Origin of the sequence: Photobacterium sp. BZF1, from assembly GCF_014349205.1 — a bacterium.
Taxonomy (GTDB): Bacteria; Pseudomonadota; Gammaproteobacteria; order Enterobacterales; family Vibrionaceae; genus Photobacterium.
Window position 1 is genome coordinate 35,468 of the sequence record NZ_JACSOF010000025.1, and the last position, 18,555, is coordinate 54,022.

Here is an 18,555-nt window from a genome sequence, read left to right on the forward strand (position 1 = left end):
GAAGCCCTCCCACGGAGGGCTTGAAAAGAAATGCGATTTACGAATTTGGCTTAAGATTCAGCACATGGACTAACCTTGCCGCACCAGCAAACGGAGCAGGGTTAGTAAATGGATTCTCAGCATTGGCAAAACCTGTGAAGCGGCTGTCGTTGTACTGGTACCACACCGCGTTGTAGTAAAGCGGCACTTGCAGAACGTTCTCGGCCTGATAGTTTTCGATTTTTGAAACCAGTGCTTTTTGCTGCTGCTCATCGACAGTCACCGATAAGGTGTCGATCAAGCTATCGAGCTGTTCACTTTTGTAGTTATGCATAGCCGTTGACCACCAGATAGCCGTCTGGGCATTTTTCGAATGCATCGTGTAGTCATAGAACGCCCAAATAGAGGCCTGCAAACCACCTGCAACTAGGTTGGCTTCGAAATTATTGTTGCCCCAGTTCTGGACATAGGCATTCACTTCGGGGGTAACCACCGTGGCATTGATGCCGACGGCACGCAGCCCTTCAATAACGATTGAGGCATTGTTTACCCAGTCACTCCAACCACTCGGCACCTGAATTCGGAACCTAAATGGAGTGCCGTCAGGGTTATTTACATACCCATCTCCGTCTGTATCTTTAAAGCCGCCTTGTGCCAGATACTGTTTGGCTTGTTCCAAATCATAGCGATAGTAATTCGCCCATGTGGCATCAGCATTGGCATCCCGCCAGTTCCAAAGCCCCTTGGGCAAGTTGGATGCCGGGTTGTCGCCATCGACATATCCGTAAGCCCCGATCATCATCATGGCATCCCTGTCCATAGCCAGGTTTACCGCCTTGCGGAAATTAATATTCTCAAATGCTTTTCTGGCATTTTCATTCTGGGTTTCAAAATTGAAGGTCAGGCGCATACCGTCATTAGAAGGGAACCAGTATTTATTATTGGGATGAGCTTTCGAGTAGGTACGCTCAATATCCGGGATAAAAATACCTGCCCAATCGGCTTCGCCTTTTGCCAACATTTCTAGTGCTGCATCATTGCTGGAATATTGCGGGAATTCCAAACAATTAACCGCTAGCTTTTCATTCCAATAATTAGGATTACGGCATTGAACATATACTTGAGGGGTAAAACGGGTAATTTCAGTAAATGGGCCAGTCCCTACTGGGTTTTTCATCGTTTCTTGGGCTGGCTTATCTATTTTTGACCAAATATGTTCAGGGATAATTAATACCCCCTCTCCCAACACATCATATTTCGCAAATGCATTAGGTTTATTCAAATTAATCTTAACCGTTAAGTCATCAATCTTCTCTACAGATTTAATTCGGTTGGCATTACCGGCTACATCAATTTCAGGAAATTGCTTTGGGTACTCATAGGTAAAAATAACATCATCAGCGGTAAAGTCTTCACCGTCAGACCATTTAACACCTGGCCGTAGTTTTACCGTAAGGCTCAACATATCTTCTGACTGCTGATAACTTTCAGCCAGCCACATATGCTCTACACCGCTATTAAATGTATCGAAAATAACCAGCGGCTCATAAACAAAATTAGTGCGCCCCCCGATCCATGGGTTAAAGTTTTCTACCCAACCCGTGGTACTTTCTGCCAATACTTTAAGATTTGGGGTTTCAACGTTTTCTTTCGCTTGAATTTGCATTGAGCCCAGCAGCAAAGCCGCTGAAGCTAAGATTATTTTCTTTTTCATGAGTCTGCCTGTCTGTTTTATTTATGAAGCCGATAATAATGACTTTTGGCTAGAATATTGTGATAAAAATCACACCCAATCATTCATGAAACAAGCGATGTCTTAAATGGTGACAGTCAACTCAATTACAATCTGTTTCATGAAACAAAGAAAACACAAAACAAACAAAACACTTAAAATACAAGCAACTAAGTCATGTAACTAATAAAAAGCTATCAAAAACATGATTTTTGATAGCTTAGTTTCACGTTAGTTTCAGCGTGCTTTCTCGAATTATGACCTCAAAGGGCGGGATGGAGACATCACTCGGCTCTCCACACATAATGTCGAGAATAGATTGATATGCTAGCTGTCCAATATTAAATAGCGGCTGTTTGATGGTGGTCAGGCGTGGAATAAAATAATCACAGATTTTATGATCATCAAAACCTATCACTGATACATCTTCAGGTACGCGGATCTTGTGCTGGTGTAGAGCCTGAATCGCGCCGAATGCACTCAAATCGTTAGCAGCAAATATGGCCGAGAATCGTAACCCTTTGTTAAGTAATTCATTTGTCGCTTCAAAACCGCCTTCTAACGACAAGCCACCATTGACAATAAGGTTAGGGTTAACAGGCAAGCCCGCCCGCTCAAAACTTTTCAAAAAGCCGGTTTTTCTATCGATACTATCAAAACTGTTATCAGACCCAGAAAGGTGGGCGATTTCCCTGTGGCCAAGCTGTAGGAGGTGGTTGGTGGCAATGCTGCCCCCGATAACATTATCCCCCCACAATACTGGGTAGATATCATTTTCCTTGCGGCAGACGAAGAGGGTTGGGGTATCTTCGAGGATACTTTTTACTTCAACAAATGAACTGCAACCTACAACGATAATAACACTGTCGAGCTTTCTCTTTTTGAAATCAATCAACAGGCTGATTTCAGTGTTTTTATCCCAGTTATAAGGCTCAATTACCATCTGATAATTATATTGCGAAGCCATTGATCGGATACCATCTAATATTTCGAGCGAGAAGGCATCGTTTAATGATGGCATCAACACACCAATAGACATACTGCGATGACCTTTCCTTCGCTTTCTTGGTCGATAATTCAACTGAAATATTGCATCCTCTATCGCCCTCACTTTTTCTTTTTCAATATGGCTATTTTTATTTAGAAATCGGGAAACAGTTGCCGTGGAAACATTCGCTAACTTTGCCACATCATAAATTGTTGACTTACTCATTGTCTCTATTTCTGATTGGATATTGTCGCCATATTAACCCAATCACTCAGACAGTCCATAGCAGCAAAGTAGGGAGTGATCACAAAACAATAGAATATATTGATAATACGTTTGTTATCTGGTGTGCTTATTCAGGAAGGATTTGGAATGATTACAAGATATGAAAATAACAGGGTAATAATGATATTACCCTGTACGCATATTCATTTGACTAATTAAGGCACGAGCACCAATTTGCCGACAAACTTCTTGGCGAGGAAGTCTTCCTGCGCTTGGTGGATTTGCTCCAGCGGATAAGTTTTAGAGACAACTGGTTTGATTTCACCTGCTTCGATATAACTTACTAGGTTTTCAAACACGTGGCGCTGCTGGTAAGTACAACCAAAGAAGCTGAGATCTTTGAGGTACAAGGTACGTACATCCAGCTCAGTCAGCGGGCCACCGATTGCACCGGCTACCGCGTAGCGACCGCCACGGCGTAATACTTCTGGTAATTCCGGCCATTGCTCGCCAGCGACCAGATCAATCACCACATCAACAGCCATGGTCCCAAGCGACTCGATCAAGCTATCGCCACGGGCAATCGTTCGGTCAGCGCCCATCTCTAGTACTTGCTGATGCTTGTCAGCACCGCATACCGCAATAACGCTGGCACCACGGCGCTTGGAAAGTTGGACTGCCGCCGCTCCGACACCACCGGAGGCACCGGTCACCAATACCACATCACCGGCTTTAACGTTGGCACGGTCAACCATGTTTTCCGCCGTTGAGAAAGCACAAGGAAATGAAGCCAGTTCGACGTCAGTCATGGTGCTGTTGACAGTAAATGCCTCACCAGCCAATGCCTTGGTGTATTGGGCAAAACCGCCATCGCACTCAGAGCCGAAAGTGATGCAACGGAATGATTCATCAGTGCGCGGGTGCTGCTGCATGGCACGGACCATGACCCTTTCACCAATACGGGACGGGTCAACCTGCTCACCAACTGCCACAATATGGCCGGCAACATCTGCACCCTGAATACGCGGGAAGGTCAGCGGGATCCCCGACCAACTGGCATCCTGATCATCGATAGTGTCAAAACCCTCTGAACCACCAGCATTGGTATCAGCAGTCACTTGCTTGGAGTACCAGCCAATCCGGGTATTGATATCGGTATTATTCACCGCGCAGGCACCGACCTTGATCAACACTTCGTTCCCGGCCAGTTCAGGCAGCGCTATATCGTCACGCACTACCAGTTTATCCAAGCCACCGTGGCCGGTTAGCACCACGCCTTTCATCGTATTTGGCAATGAAGTTGTCATTACAATCTCTCCCACATCATTCAGAATGCCTTTGGCCTTGATCCAAAGAAAAAGTAGATTCCAACAATAATCGCAACAGTAAATTTAGCCAAACGAATAAAATTAACCTATAGATTTAGCAATTCTAAATCTATAATGATTCTTAGGCCGTTACCCAACGAAAGGTGGCCTGCCTTTAAGCTCCCCAAAGAAGACGTCGAAATGGACACGCTGTTAGATTTAGAGTTGTTGAGAACCTTTGTTGCCGTTGCAGAGACCGGTGAAATCAAACTTGCCGCCGAGCGGGTATATCGCTCCAGCGGTGCCGTCAGCATGCAAATGAAACGCTTGCAGGAGTTGGCGGGATGCGAGTTACTGATCCGCAGTCACCGTGGCGTTATCCTAACCGATGCCGGAAAAGTCTTACTCAGTCGCAGCCAGCAAATGTTGGCCCTCAACAGCAGTACCCTTGCCGCCCTTAGCGGCAAAGATATTTCAGGCCAATTGACTTTCGGTATACCCACCGACTACGCCGCCGATTTCACCCGCCACTTTATGCCGCTATTGAGAGCGAAAATGCCCAACTTGGCAGCGAAAGTGGTATGTGACAGAAGCCGTCACCTAAGGAAAAAGCGCCAAGCCGGCACTGTCGATATAGCCATTGTTGCCGGAGAGCCAGGGGTTAAAGACGGCATGCCGCTGTGGAGTGAGTCGATTAACTGGGTGAAATCGCCCAAGCTCTCGCTGAGCACGGAGCAACCTGTGCCTATAGCCCTGTTTGACGGCGATTGCCTGATCCGCGATCTCACTCTCGCAACACTCGAAAATGCGGACATCCGTTACGAAGTTGTCTTTACTAGCCCAGTTCTCGATAATATTGCCGAAGCCGTATATAACGGCCTGGCCATCTCATTGTTGCCAGAGTCACTACACAAATTCGGCCAGACCCAGCAGATGTTACCGTCAGAGCCTTTCCACGACACCTTTACCCTAAACGAACGCCTGACCTTCAATCTTATCTATGCCCAAGGGCAGAACGCGCATACGGTAGAAACCATTTCTACCTGCTTTCTCCATGCCCACCAGCAACTCCAATCGGTATCGACCTGATTGCCCGTCCAAGGCGTTGCCGTGACATAAAGTTTGACCATAACATACAATATTGAGACCCCACCCAGACGGACCCCAGAATGAAAATTGATTTGACTAAGATGGTGACTGAAAGCCGCAACAGTGCCAGTGCCGAGATTGATACGCTATCGACTGTCGATATGTTGAAGGTCATCAATCAGGAAGATCAGAAAGTCGCCCTTGCTGTCGAAGCGGTTTTGCCTGAAATAGCCCGTGCAGTCGATGCCATTGCCGATGCCTTCATGCAAGGTGGCAGATTGATATACAGTGGCGCAGGTACCTCTGGCCGTTTAGGTATCCTTGATGCTAGTGAGTGCCCGCCTACCTTTGGCAGCAAGCCAGAGCAAGTGGTAGGCCTGATTGCAGGCGGCCATAAAGCCATTCTCAAAGCGGTCGAAAATGCCGAGGACAACCGTGACATGGGTGCAGGCGACCTGCAAGCGCTGGACTTCAGCAGCAAAGATGTTTTGGTCGGCATTGCCGCCAGCGGCAGGACCCCTTACGTACTGGGCGCGATGGAATATGCCAAGTCTGTTGGCGCGACCGTGGCCTGTATCAGCTGCAACCCTGATAGCCCGATGAGCCAATCGGCTGATATTGCCATCACACCTGTCGTAGGCCCTGAAATCGTGACCGGATCATCGCGCCTCAAAGCCGGTACGGCACAGAAACTGATCCTCAATATGCTAACGACAGGCGCAATGATTAGAACCGGTAAGGTCTACGGCAATTTGATGGTCGATGTCGAAGCCACCAATGCCAAGTTGGTCGAGCGGCAGAAAAGTATTGTGATGGCTGCGACAGACTGCAACCGGGAACAAGCCATTGATGCGCTTGCGGCCTGTAACGGCCACTGCAAAACTGCGATAGTCATGCTGCTAGCCGGCGTTGATGCCAACCAAGCGGCTTCACTACTTGACGAAAATCAAGGCTTTACCCGCAAGGCTATCAGCAGTAAATAAAACAGGGAATAAGCTCAGTCGAGGCTATTTGATGGAAAATGGCAGGGCAGAAATAAAAATGCCCAGCCGAGGCTGAGCGAAATTTGCGAGTGTCCAAATCAAGACACAATTAGCGAGTCAAATTCTAGCAAGTAGATACAGGTAAACATTGTATCTGCATCCATCATAGCCACAGTTTCCTTAACCAATACTGGCGCGACTACATTAATATTAGCCCATCTGCCATTTTTGAGACTGGTCGGAGGTCACTACCAGAAAAATCATTCACTACTGCTATTTTTGGTACGGGATACCTTGCAAAAACAGATAGATGAAATCAAAAAAACGCAGCTAACAACAATGTACGGCTTTGTCCCCGGTTATTGAGCCCAGTTTAACCAGTCGATAAAATCCACGCCAAATTAATAAAACAGCGTATTTTATGACAAAATTCATTCCGGCTATTTTCCTGCTTTGCCCTCTCGTCAGCCAAGCCGCCAGCCAGCCTATTACCCATGAAGTGGGAATCCGTTTGGGTGGCGGGGGTATGTCCAATAATCACCACAGTGATGGTGATGCAGGCTTCACTTTCGAGCTTGGCTATAACTACCACTTCAACCGCTATTTCTCACTCGACACCGGCTATTTTGCCAACAGCGGCGGTTTGAGTTACCTCGGCACACTTGGCCTTTCCCAATCAGTTTCCAGCTATAGTGGTGGCTTGCTAGGCGTAAAAGCAGAATACCCTGTTACCCGCTTTACTAATATCTATGCCCGTGGCGGGATTAACTACGCTGCAGTAGACCTTGATACACGCGACCTTGAAACCCGCAAGGGCAAAGACAATTGGCACACCCGTACCGAACGCGGGTTCTCTCCATATGTTGCCCTCGGTGCCGAACTCGCTCTCGGCCAGCATTTTGGCATTAGTGTGGAGTACCAACGCATTGAACTACCGCAGCATTTCAGCAGCGACCATTACTTGTTAGGGGTTAATTTCAAGTTTTAACCACGGCGGCAGCCTCGGAGAATAAAGGAGCAAGGCGTTTAGCCTTCTCCCAAAGAGACAGGTTCCCCAACAGCATTAGCGGCCAAAACACCAAGCAAATACATATGGCTTTCTAAGCCAAGTTCAAACCCATCCCGAATAGATGCATACTCTGGATTGTTGAAATCACCGATCCGTTGAACATAAACTCGCTTTAGGCCATCCCAAAGATACCAAAGTTCAGCAATTGCAATATTTTCCCCGCTCTCCCACGCATCGGCAATTGTCTTGTACCGTGCAGCTTCTTTATCCATACCGAAGAAAGCTTCGGCTTTTGCCTTGTCTCTCAATATTTCAACCGCCTTTGGATCAAAGAGCATCACCACACTGTCTTTCGTAACCATTTCAATACTATCACTCATCATTTTGTCACTGACGTTTCACTCTCACCTATCTTTACGATTGGCATGTTATACAACTTATAATCCTACTAACTGCTTCCCTGCCAAGCAGCCACATACCTTGCGTAGCCATCTCTTTTTCGAACATTCATTATACATTACCCCTTATCTTTACTTTCCAACTTGCAAGTAAAAAGGTGATTAATTGCAGTTACTTGCGCGTAAATTACTCAACTCCATAGTGAGACCTCGGTTAACAGCCATTGCCTCAACACCCAACGTCAGTGTCTTTTGCATTTAGTTCATTCGAAAATTTTGAACGATTAGCTCAAGTTCACCTGATGTTGATCTCAGGCGAAGCTGCCTATTCTGTATCCAACAACACAGGACAGTTACCCGGCATCAGGAATTGCCGACAGATTCGAGGACAGCACTATGAACACATTGATCAACAAAACACTTTCGTCATCAGCCACTTTCGCCCCTCTTGCCCTACGAGTACCGGCAGGGATCATTTTCATGGCTCACGGCGCGCAGAAACTATTTGGCTGGTTTGGCGGTTACGGCCTTGAAGGTACTGGCAAATGGATGGCATCCATCGGACTGGAGCCGGGTTTTCTGATGGCAATGATGGCAGGCGGTGCGGAGTTCTTCGGCGGTTTGTTCATCTTACTTGGTCTGCTCACCCGACCAACCGCGTTGGTACTGGCCGTTACCATGGTGGTTGCCATTGTTACCGTGCACTTGGACAAGGGCTTGTTCATCTCAAACGGTGGCTACGAGTTTGGCCTCGCATTACTGGCAATGTCTGCCTCGCTGCTGGTTTCAGGGGCTGGGCGCTTGGGTGTCGATAACAGGTTGTTATCGCGTAACCTAAAAGAAAAAGCGCCAGCATTGGCATAAGCGTTAAAGAATAATAACCCCACAGGCTTGATTGCCTGTGGGGTTATTTCGTTAACTTTAAGTTATAGATCAGATTTTAAGCACCCTTTGGATTGGGCCGATATCCACCGCCAACTCTGCCATAGAGCGGATATGATAGTCAGCAGCAGGCAACTCTTCTTTGCTTGCATGGCTCAGAATACCAATAGCGACCGCTTTGGCAGATTTTGCAGCCAGTAGGCCGGCCTGGGTATCTTCAAAGCAGATGCATTGCCCAGCAGTCAGACCGAGCTCCCTTGCTCCCGTCAAATAAGGCTCGGGGTGGGGCTTGCCGTTTGTGAGTTTCTCCGGCGTGATCAACACCTTGGGCAAGGGCAGTCCTGCCGCTTTGATCCGGGCATTTGCCACCGGTAAGGTGCCGGAAGTGACAATCGCCCAGGGAACCTGCTTTTCATTCAGCGCATTGAGCAGGGCCACTGAACCCGGGAGAGCCTTCGTGCCTTTTGTATCGGTTGACTCGTAGTCCTCCAGCCATTGAAACTCCCGCACAACTTCAGCCTTCGAAGCATTCCCCAATAGCTCGGCGATCGACTCCATCGCTGGGCGCCCATGAATCACTGACATGACATGCTCAGGGTCTAGCCCTTTGGTTTTCGCCCACTGTGACCATGCCCGGGTCACGGCAGGAATAGAGTCCACCAAGGTGCCATCTAAATCGAACAACAGGCCTTTGAAAGGAATGTTAGCCAAGGCTCTTCTCCTTATATCCATTGATAGCAAGCAGGGCTATGAGGCTGCTTGCTACACCACGCAGCGATATCCACAGCCAAATCCATAGCCATAGCCACGGCTGTTAAGCTTGGCGGCGGCAACCTTCCGCATCTGCAGCCTTCATCGCCGCAAAGACACTTTCAGCATTGACCGGGCGCGGTTCGTTATGGATGGTCTCACCCTCAGCACAAGCGGCCTCAGCAACGGCCATCAACTCCGCATCGGTAACACCTGCCAAACCGATCTGGCCTAACGTTGTCGGCAACCCGACGCTTTCACAGAAGGTATAAACCGTTGCAATCGTCTCAGCAGGCTTGTCCGTCAAGAATAGAGACGCCAACACGCCAAACGCGACTTTCTCGCCATGCAAGAAACCGTGTGTCGGCTCCAGCACCGTCAAGCCATTATGGATAGCATGTGACGCCGCAAGGCCGCCACTTTCAAAGCCTAAGCCACTGAGCAGGGTATTGGCTTCCACTACACGCTCAAGCGCTGGTGTCACAACGTTTTGCTCGTTGGCAACTTTGGCCATCGCGCCGTACTGCAACAAGGTGTCGTAGCACAAGCGTGCCAGAGCGTAAGCCGACACCGAACCTAAGTTACCTGTCATGTTCGCCGCAAAACTCTGTTGGCACGACTCGGCCTCAAACCACGTCGCCAGCGCATCCCCCATACCAGCCACCAATAGGCGAACCGGCGCTTTTGCAATAATCTGGGTATCGACAAGTACCAAGTTTGGGTTTTGCGGCAGCAGCAGATAGCGTTTGAACTCACCTTCCTGAGTATAAATAACAGAAAGGGCACTACATGGGGCATCACTGGCCGCTAGGGTTGGTACCACCGCAACAGGCACTTTGGCCTCAAAGGCCGTCGCCTTGGCGGTATCGATGGTTTTCCCTCCGCCCAGCCCTACCACAAATTCCCCGCCGAAGCCCTGGAGCAAGCTGACCAAACGGGCAATTTCCTCGTCACTGCATTCACCGGTGAACTTCACGATCTCAACCTCAACACCATCTAGGTAAGGTTCAAACTCCCCCATTAGCGTGTCATGTACAAATGGATCGCAAATCACCAAGCCTTTTTGGCCAAAACGAGCGAGCTCTGCACCCAACTGTTGACGGGCATCTTTACCTTGTACATAGCGCCCAGGGAAAATAGTGGTTGTCAGCATGTTGCCTCCTAATTCTGGAATAAAAATCGGGTCTCTGGAAAACAACATAGCAACCGATAATTCATGCTGAAATAGCACAAATGTTATTTAAACTGGACGTGTGTATGCAGTAAAAAAATATGTGAACACCGTAAGCAGCAAAGACCCTTCATGCCTGACTCACAAACTCAAGATTAGATATGGGTATATATAGATTTGGTGCGGCTGAATCGCGTAAAATAGCCCGTATTCGCACTTACCCCAGTGGCCATTATGCTAGACAAACCTTATTTACTTCAGGCGCTTAATCACTACAAAGATGAAAGTATGTCACTGGGAAATGTCTATTATGCCGGCACCCTGCCCGAGCCGCCCCCGCTGGCATACCAAGTCCATTTTCCGCGCATCGAAATGGTGCTAGTCGGCGAGATAGAGATGGAACTGGGTAGCCAGACCGGTGTTGAGCAAAAGCATGTATTCAGCCAGGGGGATGTGATTTACCTGCCTGCCGAGAGCTGGAACCAGCCGATCTGGAACAAACCGGTTGTCACCCTGACGGTGATGGTTGGTAAGCAAAGTTTTGGCCTCAGTTTATTGAGCTGGGACGGGGAAAAATATGATTCAGCCATCAAAGAGACGGTACTTCGTCGCGGGCCGAGGGTCGGTACCTTTATCCTCAATGCCTTAGATGAACTGACCAAGCAAATTGAATCGCAAGCGACAACGAAACTATTGATAAGCTCATTGTTCAGCCATATTGTCGATTTAATTGAACAGCCCCTCGAAACACCATCAAAAAGCCATGCGCTATTTGAATCAGTCCGGGATTACCTCGAGCAGCATTATCACGAACCACTTACCCGGGAGTCCGTCGCCGAGCATTTTTATGTCTCTCCCAACTACCTCTCGCAATTATTCCAGAAAGAAGGACATATCAAGTTCAACGAATACCTGAACCATATTCGGCTGGAACGGGCGAAATTCTTATTGGTAAAGTACGATATGAAGGTCAAAGAAGTGGCGCACCGTTGCGGGTTCAAGGACAGCAATTATTTTTGCCGGGTATTCAGGGCCCAGACCGAACGCTCACCTTCTGAATACCGCACGCAATACCTCAGTGCGCATGTTGATGGCTAGATTTTCACCTCTGCGCCACGGGGAGCCTGGCGAACTTTGGTGATCGCCTGCATCACCTCGTCAGTACTGCGCAAAAATTGGGAAATAGAACAACGGACAACCCGGCAATGCTCGAACCGTTCAGCCCCTTCGATATTGATATCCGAGATGATAACGGCAACATCTGCCGACGCTATCTGTGCCTCGTCCAGCTGGTTTTCACTGCCCAGGGCACCCTGGGTTTCAACCGTGACTTTATATCCGGCTTTCTTGCAAATTTTTTCAAGCGCCTCAGCCGCCATATAGGTGTGCGCTACCCCGCTGATGCAAGCGGTAACCCCAACAATTTCCATATTCCCAACATCAAAAAAATGACCAAGCCTGATGAGTGTAATCTCAATAAGCTCAGCCATTATTAATCTCGGTCAGTTTTATCCTGACTGAATATGTTGCGGGCGTGCTCTAGCTCACATTACAGAATATCCAATACGTTGGTCCCTTCGCCATAAACGCCTTCCCAATCAGAAACAAAACCGGCAACACCTGAGTCTGTCAGCGGATGGACAAGAAGCAAATCAAATACCTCTGGGGCAATAGTCACCGACTGGATACCCGCTAGGGCCAACTGGTGTACCTGCTGGACATTTTTGAAGGAGGCTCCCAGCACTTTTGCATCAAGGTTATAGTTTTCAATAAGCTGCGCCATTTCAGCTGCCACTGCGGTGCCATCGCCGCAAATATTGTCTAACCGGTTGACGTAGGGTGCCAAAAACTCTGCCCCCGCCATCGCCGCCATAAGCGCTTGCTGCGGCGTCAAGATAGCAGTAGCCGTGATTCGGATCCCTTCGGCATGGATCAGCTTCATCGCTTTGATCCCCTGCGGCGTCACCGGTACCTTGACGATAATGTCCGGATCTATCGCCCGCAATGCTTGTGCTTCTTTAAGCATGGTCTCGGCATCTTTGCCCATCACCTGGGCATGCAGCATACGCTCCTTGCCAATCACCTCGCGGATATCCAGCAAAATCGCTTTTAACGGACGGTTCTCCTTGGCGATGATTGAAGGGTTGGTTGTTACCCCTGCCAGCGGGTACAGGTCGACGGCTTTTTTAATTGCGTTAATGTCTGCAGTATCAAGCATATAAATCATGGTAAAACTCCTAATCTGCACCTGACCTATTCGCCATGGATCAGGTGCCATATCATTATTTGATAAAGTGAAACTCTCTGAGGCACTTGGTAATCGCTAATTTACTCTCGGTAAACGTGACGCCCTGGGCGGCAAGCTTGCTGGTATCGAGCCTGACATCCCGGGTCTTAGGGGCATCATTGACCTCGAGTAGCTCACCCAAGCGGGCTTCCTGGCCAAGTTCGCCAAGGATATGCGCGGCAATGTCGTAACGGCTTACCGGGTTGTGCGCCCCAGTATGGTAGGTGCCATAAGGGATGGTGAAGATTTTGGGGAACTGCTCAATCAGCTCATGAACATAGGTTAAACCGCGAAATTCATTGCGTCGCTCCTGCATCACCTCGCCATTGGTCAGCGCCTGCATCGCATTCCAAAGCACGTTGGGGTTAATACTGGTATGGCGCTCAGGCAGGCCAAACAGCCAGGTAAAGCGTAACACCCACATCTCATCCAGAATCGATTTCAGCTCGTGCTCGGCTTCTAGCTTGTTCTGGCCGTAGACAGTATCTGGCACCGGCGTATCTTGCTCGGTATAAGGGCCAGCTTCTGGGTTACCGTTGAAGATCTGCTCGGTAGAAATAAAGACCAGCTTGGCACCTTGCGCTTTGCAGGCATTGGCGACATTGATGGCCCCACCAACATTCACTTTGTGGGCGACATCAGGATGCTTGTTGCAGAAGTCAGTCACGGCAATGGCTGCGGCATGGATAACGTAATCGGGTTTGAACTGGGCGAAAGTGCTATCCACCGCAGGTTTGTCGGTAATATCAAGCTGCTCGACATCCAGCCCCAAGATATCGAACTCGTGCTGGTAGCGCTGGATAAATCGGGTACCGAAGAACCCCTTGGCGCCGGTAATTAATAATTTCTTTTTCATGATTAGCCTCCAATAACCACTCGGTAGCCGTGCGCCTCTACATGGCTGCGGATGGCTTCCACTTCAGATTTAGTGGGAACGGCAACGTCCTTCATCAGGTACTCCATCCCCAGTGTTTGGTATTTGTTCGCGCCATATTGGTGAAATGGCAAAAGGTGTATCTCTGCGACGTCGAACGGTTTCAAGAACTGAATGACTCTGTCGATATTCAGCAGATCCAAGGTATAACCCGGAATGAGCGGCAGCCTTGGGACAACATGCACGCCTTGCTCAACCAAGCGGGTAAAGTTCTCAAGCACCTTGTCCAGATTCAGGCCAACCACTTGTTTGGCCCTCTCCTTGTCCATGATTTTGAAATCAAACAATACCTCATCGCATAGCTGACCTATCCGTAACAACTGGGTCGTGCTGCCATGGCCGGATGTTTCCACCGCGGTCCGGTATCCCAGCTGCTTGAGCCGAGTCAGAAGCTCAATAGCAAAATGGGGCTGGTTAAGGACCTCTCCTCCCGACAATGTGATCCCGCCTTGCGAGGTATCGAAGAACACATCATCTTTGGCAACCTGGGCCAGCACTTCATCCAGTGTCATGTCTGTCCCGACCTGTTCCCACGCCCCGCTTGGGCACTCGTCCACATCCATTTCGCACTCTTCGCATTCCAGGCATTTCGCCATCCGCCGCATATAGGTCGTTTGGTGCGAGCGTGATTCCGGGTTGGCACACCAAGGGCAACTTAAGGGGCAGCCCTTGAAGAACACCACGGTCCGGATCCCCGAACCGTCATGCAGCGAGTAGCGCTGGATATTGAAGATCCGGGCAGTATTTTGGCTCTGACCTTCCTGTTGTTTCACATCACAGCTCATGGGCAGTTCTTCGGATAATATCGTCCTGGATCTCTTTCGATAGCTCGACAAAGAAGGCGCTGTAACCGGCCACCCGTACCACCAGCCCGGAATAATCTTCTGGCTTTTCTTGGGCTTTTTTAAGGGTGTCAGCATTGAGGACATTGAACTGGATGTGCTGCAGTTTCAGCTTCATAAAGGCACGGATGAAGTCAGACAGCTTGCTCAATCCCTGCTGCCCTTCGAGGGTCGCCGGGGTAAATTTCACGTTGAGCAGGCTACCGTTGGACAAGAGGTAGTTATCCAACTTGCTCACCGACTTGAGTACCGCTGTCGGGCCAAGTTGATCTTTCCCGAGCATTGGGGATAAACCGCCATCTGCCAGCTGCTCCCCCGACAAGCGTCCGTCAGCCGTAGCCCCGACCACAGCACCAAGCGGCACGTGGGCAGATACGGTATAGGAGCCAGGGGTAAACTGCCCGCCCCGAGGGTTTTGATATTGCTCGACTTCTTTACAAAACAGGCGCAGCAAGTCTGCCCCTAATGCATCCACCTCATCGATGTCATTGCCGTACTTTTCGTACTTGTTCATCAGGCGTGCGCGGATTTTCTCGCCACCTTCGACCGCAAAGTTGCTATCCAGCGTGGTAATGAATTCTTTGAAGGTGCAGCGTTGTTCTTCAAAAACATAGCGCTTTAGGGCGTGCAGTGAATCCGACAGGTTGGCAATACCAATCCCCTGTACGCCGGAGAAGTTATAGCGGCCGCCGCCATAAGTAATGTCCTTGCCATTTTCAATACAATCACTGATGAATGAAGACAGCAGTGGCACGGGTGCCCAGTCGCGGTGGCCAACATCACAGATATTCGAACCCTCGACCATCAGCTTGACGTAATGGCGGATATCGCTGCGTATCTCTTGTAGCAGGGTATCGAAGCTCACATTCGGGTTATCCGCATTGCGCTGCATCGCCAGCTCCATCACTTTGAGCAGGTTGAACATGGCAATGTCATGCAGACCGTAGGTCTTACCCGGGATAGATAGCTCAACACAGCCAACCACGGAATAATCACGGGCGTCCTCGAGTGATACGCCACGGTTCAAGAAGGCTGGGACAACGACTTCGTCATTGAAGATTTGCGGGATCCCGGTACCTAGGCGAATGGTCTCGGCCGTTTTCATCAAAAATCCGCGATCCATAAATTCATTCACCCGTACACCTAGGTTCGGCTGGGGCAGCTGCACGCTTTGGTAAGCATCCAAGCACAGCGTTGATAAGACATTCACCGCACTGCGGCCCACTTCATTGAGGCCACCCAGCAAGATGGTGTATCCGGTCGGGAAGCCGGCAAAGAACTTGGCGCTGCTGGAAGAGCGCAGCAAAACGATGTCGTTGGTTTTGATCCACAGACTCTCAAGCAGTTCGCGTAGGAAAGCCGGCGATTCACCTTGCGCAATAGATTGCTGGTAGAACGGCAGCATGTATTGGTCAAAGCGACCAAGCGACAGTGAGCTGGCATTGGACTCATACTGCAAGATGATATTCATATACCAAAATAGCTGGCTGGCCTCGTAAAAACCCGTCGGCTTCTCGGTCGCCACCTTGCGTGAAATACGGGCAATGGTCTGTAGTTCCGCCTTGCGAGTTGCATCCACCGCCCCCTGTGCCATCTGCTCCGCCAAGTCTGCATAACGGTGGATGTGGCGGATGGACGCCTCAAGCAATATCACCACAGACTTAAAGAAGTCATTGTCAGGTTGGTCCAGACTCATCCCATTGAGTTCGTCCACCAAAGCACCCAAGCCCTTGCCCAGCAAACGGTCAAAATCAATAATGATATGGCCCTGGCCTTTGTCGGTTTGGTTAACGCTGAAAATCTTCTGCCCTACCGCTGCTTTTACATCGCTTGGGATCTGCGCGTTGATAAAATCCTTCATCGAGCGTTCAGACCAATACGGCAGTAACTGCTCGCGGTAAATCGCCTTGTCCTGTTCGGAGATAAAAAACTTGTCCTGCGGGCGGGATTCAAAAATATCGAGTTCTTTATCGATCCAGTACGGATCCATCTCAGGGGAAGCAATACCCGCACGAGGCGCGATGGTCCTGTTACCGGCAATCAACTCATTTTCCCGGATCGAAATCGCCACGTTATCCAAAACATAGGCGGTTGCTTTTGCACGGCGGATCAGGGTGGATTCACCTTCCGTTTGCTTGTGGCTTTCGGTATAGAGCAGCGCACGCTCCAGGGAAATTTCACGTTGGGCGGCAAACAAGGCGGTTTTCAAGCGTTCTATTCGTGGGGTACTCATGTATTGGCTCCTGAGAATACCAGTTGAGGTGTTGAGCAATGTTGCTGTTTATCGTGTTGTCTTTTGTATAGCTAAGCCGCCTTTTCTTCCTGCAGGAGGCTTAGCTATCCAATTGGGCGGAGGGGAATTTTCCCCTCCAGACCAGGGGTTAAGCTACGGTTGCCGCAAGGTGTTTTTCAATCTTGTCCATCACCGCTGCAGCTCGCTTAACAGCGTCGCTGACACCGATACGTACAATGGTTTTGCCTTCGAAGCGTTCAGAATTTTTGATATCGATGTCCTTGGTCAAAATCACGATATCGGCATCGGCAATCGCGCCCTGGCTCAGCTCGTTTTCAATACCAATCGAGCCTTGGGTTTCAACCGTACACGCCCAGCCTTTCGCCTTTGCTGCCGACTCGATGGCTTCTGCTGCCATGTATGTATGGGCAACACCTGATGGACATGCGGTTACTGCTACGATAGAAGTCATAATCTTGTTTCCTTAAATTTGTGAACAATCAATTCAGTTGTTTGGTGACAGGCGGGCGAGGCACCCACCTGTTTATGCGTTTGGGGTCTTAGCCAATTTCAATATCAAGGTCGAGGTCGTCTTCTTCCTGGGTGTTTTCTTCCACCACTGGGCGACGTGCCTTGAGGAAATTGACGAGGAATGCGGTTACCAGCGAGCCAACCAGCAGGGCAATGATGAAGCTAAACCGGCCATCAACAACAGGTAGGACAATCAAACCACCCCAAGCGGCGTAACTCTCGACACCCAACACTGCAGCAGTCGAGGCACCTGCGGCGGTACCAATCATGATTGATGGCAGGACACGAAGTGGGTCGGCAGCGGCAAACGGGATTGCACCCTCTGTAATCCCCATGGTGCCCATCAAGATAGAGGCACGGCCTGCTTCTTTTTCACTGTCGTCGTAGAGTTTTTTGTTGATGAAGGTCGCCAGGCCCATACCGATAGATGGCACCGCAACAGCAACAGAAGAGATACCCGCCACGTTGTAGATCCCCTCGCCGACACACAAGATGACGAAGGCATAGGCAACCTTGTTGACCGGACCGCCCATATCGAAGGAGATCATCAAGCCCATGATAACGGCCAGCAAGACGATACTTTCGTTCTGCATTCCTTTAAGGAACTCAGTCAACGCCTCAGTAGCAGCACCGATCGGCTCACCGATCCCCCACACGATGGCACCGGCTGTGATGAATGTACCAATGATTGGAATAACGAAAATGGGCATCACAGAACGGGCAAATGCAGGTACCTTAATTTTCTTGAGGTAGAACACCACAATACCGCCCAGCAAGCCGGCAAAGATGGCGCCGAAAAACCCGGTGTTGTACATGTTGGCACCAATGAATGCCGCGATGGCAGAAGGTGCAAGTGCCGAGCGGTCAGCAATCGAGTAACCGATGTAAGCCGCTAGGATAGGCACCATCAACTGGAAGCCGGCGACACCAATGAAGAACAGGTCATTCAACCAGGTCCCCTCTTCCGGCACCGCCCCCTTACCGTAGAGCATGACCGACATCGCCAGCAAAATACCACCTGCAACCACAAATGGGATCATGTGCGATACACCCGTCATAAGGTGCTGCCTTGTGTCCTTCAATATTGAGATTAAGTCTTTCATCGACCTCTCCTTGAGTCATTAACTTGTCATTTTTAAAAGTTGTTTCACGTACAGGGAATAAATCTAAGCCAGCTGTGCTTTGGTACTACTATAGTGAGCAATAGTGCTATCA

Annotated in this window: 18 protein-coding genes; 5 read left to right on the forward strand and 13 right to left on the reverse strand. The window is 49.5% G+C overall.

What is annotated here, in order from left to right; all coding sequences use genetic code 11:
• Positions 1-37 precede the first annotated feature (37 nt).
• From BIZ37_RS07560 to BIZ37_RS07570, 3 genes are all read right to left on the reverse strand, one after another.
• A complete protein-coding gene (locus tag BIZ37_RS07560; RefSeq protein ID WP_187461004.1) occupies positions 38-1,693 on the reverse strand; it encodes an ABC transporter substrate-binding protein in 1,656 nt (551 codons plus the stop codon).
• A gap of 244 nt (positions 1,694-1,937) precedes the next feature.
• The gene (locus BIZ37_RS07565; RefSeq protein WP_187461005.1) at positions 1,938-2,924 is read right to left on the reverse strand and encodes a LacI family DNA-binding transcriptional regulator; all 987 of its coding nucleotides are present in this window, start codon (positions 2,922-2,924) and stop codon (positions 1,938-1,940) included.
• 215 nt (positions 2,925-3,139) lie between these two features.
• Entirely contained in the window at positions 3,140-4,231 is a 1,092-nt protein-coding gene (locus tag BIZ37_RS07570) for an alcohol dehydrogenase family protein (protein ID WP_222939617.1), read from the reverse strand.
• 201 nt (positions 4,232-4,432) lie between these two features.
• On the opposite strand from BIZ37_RS07570, the gene BIZ37_RS07575 reads away from it, so the two are divergent.
• The 3 genes from BIZ37_RS07575 to BIZ37_RS07585 all read left to right on the forward strand — a co-directional run bounded on the left by BIZ37_RS07575 (position 4,433) and on the right by BIZ37_RS07585 (position 7,291).
• Complete coding sequence (locus BIZ37_RS07575) at positions 4,433-5,320, forward strand: LysR family transcriptional regulator (RefSeq protein WP_187461006.1); 888 nt, start codon at positions 4,433-4,435, stop codon at positions 5,318-5,320.
• Positions 5,321-5,400: 80 nt separating this feature from the next.
• A complete protein-coding gene (gene murQ / locus BIZ37_RS07580; protein WP_187461007.1) occupies positions 5,401-6,303 on the forward strand; it encodes an N-acetylmuramic acid 6-phosphate etherase in 903 nt (300 codons plus the stop codon).
• 421 nt (positions 6,304-6,724) lie between these two features.
• Positions 6,725-7,291 (forward strand): porin family protein, encoded by a 567-nt coding sequence (locus BIZ37_RS07585; RefSeq protein WP_187461008.1) that lies wholly within the window; start codon positions 6,725-6,727, stop codon positions 7,289-7,291.
• A 38-nt stretch (positions 7,292-7,329) separates the two neighbouring features.
• On the opposite strand, the gene BIZ37_RS07590 is transcribed toward BIZ37_RS07585, so the two are convergent.
• Positions 7,330-7,695, reverse strand: a complete 366-nt coding sequence (locus tag BIZ37_RS07590) for a hypothetical protein (RefSeq protein ID WP_187461009.1) — start codon at positions 7,693-7,695, stop codon at positions 7,330-7,332.
• A gap of 411 nt (positions 7,696-8,106) precedes the next feature.
• On the opposite strand from BIZ37_RS07590, the gene BIZ37_RS07595 reads away from it, so the two are divergent.
• Positions 8,107-8,574 (forward strand): DoxX family protein, encoded by a 468-nt coding sequence (locus BIZ37_RS07595; RefSeq protein WP_187461010.1) that lies wholly within the window; start codon positions 8,107-8,109, stop codon positions 8,572-8,574.
• Between the two features lie 69 nt (positions 8,575-8,643).
• Here the strand turns inward: BIZ37_RS07595 and BIZ37_RS07600 are convergent, their stop codons facing one another.
• Entirely contained in the window at positions 8,644-9,303 is a 660-nt protein-coding gene (locus BIZ37_RS07600) for an HAD-IA family hydrolase (RefSeq protein ID WP_187461011.1), read from the reverse strand.
• A 103-nt stretch (positions 9,304-9,406) separates the two neighbouring features.
• The gene (locus tag BIZ37_RS07605; RefSeq protein ID WP_187461012.1) at positions 9,407-10,495 is read right to left on the reverse strand and encodes a glycerol dehydrogenase; all 1,089 of its coding nucleotides are present in this window, start codon (positions 10,493-10,495) and stop codon (positions 9,407-9,409) included.
• Positions 10,496-10,747: 252 nt separating this feature from the next.
• On the opposite strand from BIZ37_RS07605, the gene BIZ37_RS07610 reads away from it, so the two are divergent.
• Entirely contained in the window at positions 10,748-11,611 is an 864-nt protein-coding gene (locus BIZ37_RS07610) for a helix-turn-helix transcriptional regulator (RefSeq protein ID WP_187461013.1), read from the forward strand.
• Here BIZ37_RS07610 and BIZ37_RS07615 read toward each other — a convergent pair.
• The 7 genes from BIZ37_RS07615 to BIZ37_RS07645 form a co-directional block, all read right to left on the reverse strand.
• Positions 11,608-12,003 carry a PTS fructose transporter subunit IIB gene (locus BIZ37_RS07615; protein WP_370577319.1) on the reverse strand — a complete coding sequence of 132 codons (396 nt, stop codon included), beginning with the start codon at positions 12,001-12,003 and terminating at the stop codon, positions 11,608-11,610. The genes BIZ37_RS07610 and BIZ37_RS07615 overlap by 4 nt on opposite strands.
• 59 nt (positions 12,004-12,062) lie before the next feature.
• Complete coding sequence (locus BIZ37_RS07620) at positions 12,063-12,740, reverse strand: fructose-6-phosphate aldolase (RefSeq protein WP_187461014.1); 678 nt, start codon at positions 12,738-12,740, stop codon at positions 12,063-12,065.
• A 55-nt stretch (positions 12,741-12,795) separates the two neighbouring features.
• A complete protein-coding gene (locus BIZ37_RS07625) occupies positions 12,796-13,656 on the reverse strand; it encodes a sugar nucleotide-binding protein (protein WP_187461015.1) in 861 nt (286 codons plus the stop codon).
• Positions 13,657-13,658: 2 nt separating this feature from the next.
• A complete protein-coding gene (locus tag BIZ37_RS07630) occupies positions 13,659-14,519 on the reverse strand; it encodes a [formate-C-acetyltransferase]-activating enzyme (RefSeq protein WP_187461016.1) in 861 nt (286 codons plus the stop codon).
• Positions 14,509-16,809 carry a formate C-acetyltransferase gene (locus BIZ37_RS07635; protein ID WP_187461017.1) on the reverse strand — a complete coding sequence of 767 codons (2,301 nt, stop codon included), beginning with the start codon at positions 16,807-16,809 and terminating at the stop codon, positions 14,509-14,511. Before BIZ37_RS07635 ends, BIZ37_RS07630 begins: the two co-directional genes overlap by 11 nt.
• 148 nt (positions 16,810-16,957) lie before the next feature.
• A complete protein-coding gene (locus BIZ37_RS07640; RefSeq protein WP_187461018.1) occupies positions 16,958-17,281 on the reverse strand; it encodes a PTS fructose-like transporter subunit IIB in 324 nt (107 codons plus the stop codon).
• Between the two features lie 88 nt (positions 17,282-17,369).
• Complete coding sequence (locus tag BIZ37_RS07645; RefSeq protein WP_187461019.1) at positions 17,370-18,443, reverse strand: PTS fructose transporter subunit EIIC; 1,074 nt, start codon at positions 18,441-18,443, stop codon at positions 17,370-17,372.
• Positions 18,444-18,555 lie beyond the last annotated feature (112 nt).

Coding starts and splice junctions, on each gene's coding strand:
- BIZ37_RS07560 (WP_187461004.1), bottom strand. CDS start 1,693: ATGAAAAAGAAAATAATCTTAGCTTCAGCGGCTTTGCTGCTGGGCTCA.
- BIZ37_RS07565 (WP_187461005.1), bottom strand. CDS start 2,924: ATGAGTAAGTCAACAATTTATGATGTGGCAAAGTTAGCGAATGTTTCC.
- BIZ37_RS07570 (WP_222939617.1), bottom strand. CDS start 4,231: ATGACAACTTCATTGCCAAATACGATGAAAGGCGTGGTGCTAACCGGC.
- BIZ37_RS07575 (WP_187461006.1), top strand. CDS start 4,433: ATGGACACGCTGTTAGATTTAGAGTTGTTGAGAACCTTTGTTGCCGTT.
- murQ (WP_187461007.1), top strand. CDS start 5,401: ATGAAAATTGATTTGACTAAGATGGTGACTGAAAGCCGCAACAGTGCC.
- BIZ37_RS07585 (WP_187461008.1), top strand. CDS start 6,725: ATGACAAAATTCATTCCGGCTATTTTCCTGCTTTGCCCTCTCGTCAGC.
- BIZ37_RS07590 (WP_187461009.1), bottom strand. CDS start 7,695: ATGATGAGTGATAGTATTGAAATGGTTACGAAAGACAGTGTGGTGATG.
- BIZ37_RS07595 (WP_187461010.1), top strand. CDS start 8,107: ATGAACACATTGATCAACAAAACACTTTCGTCATCAGCCACTTTCGCC.
- BIZ37_RS07605 (WP_187461012.1), bottom strand. CDS start 10,495: ATGCTGACAACCACTATTTTCCCTGGGCGCTATGTACAAGGTAAAGAT.
- BIZ37_RS07610 (WP_187461013.1), top strand. CDS start 10,748: ATGCTAGACAAACCTTATTTACTTCAGGCGCTTAATCACTACAAAGAT.
- BIZ37_RS07615 (WP_370577319.1), bottom strand. CDS start 12,003: ATGGCTGAGCTTATTGAGATTACACTCATCAGGCTTGGTCATTTTTTT.
- BIZ37_RS07620 (WP_187461014.1), bottom strand. CDS start 12,740: ATGATTTATATGCTTGATACTGCAGACATTAACGCAATTAAAAAAGCC.
- BIZ37_RS07625 (WP_187461015.1), bottom strand. CDS start 13,656: ATGAAAAAGAAATTATTAATTACCGGCGCCAAGGGGTTCTTCGGTACC.
- BIZ37_RS07630 (WP_187461016.1), bottom strand. CDS start 14,519: ATGAGCTGTGATGTGAAACAACAGGAAGGTCAGAGCCAAAATACTGCC.
- BIZ37_RS07635 (WP_187461017.1), bottom strand. CDS start 16,809: ATGAGTACCCCACGAATAGAACGCTTGAAAACCGCCTTGTTTGCCGCC.
- BIZ37_RS07640 (WP_187461018.1), bottom strand. CDS start 17,281: ATGACTTCTATCGTAGCAGTAACCGCATGTCCATCAGGTGTTGCCCAT.
- BIZ37_RS07645 (WP_187461019.1), bottom strand. CDS start 18,443: ATGAAAGACTTAATCTCAATATTGAAGGACACAAGGCAGCACCTTATG.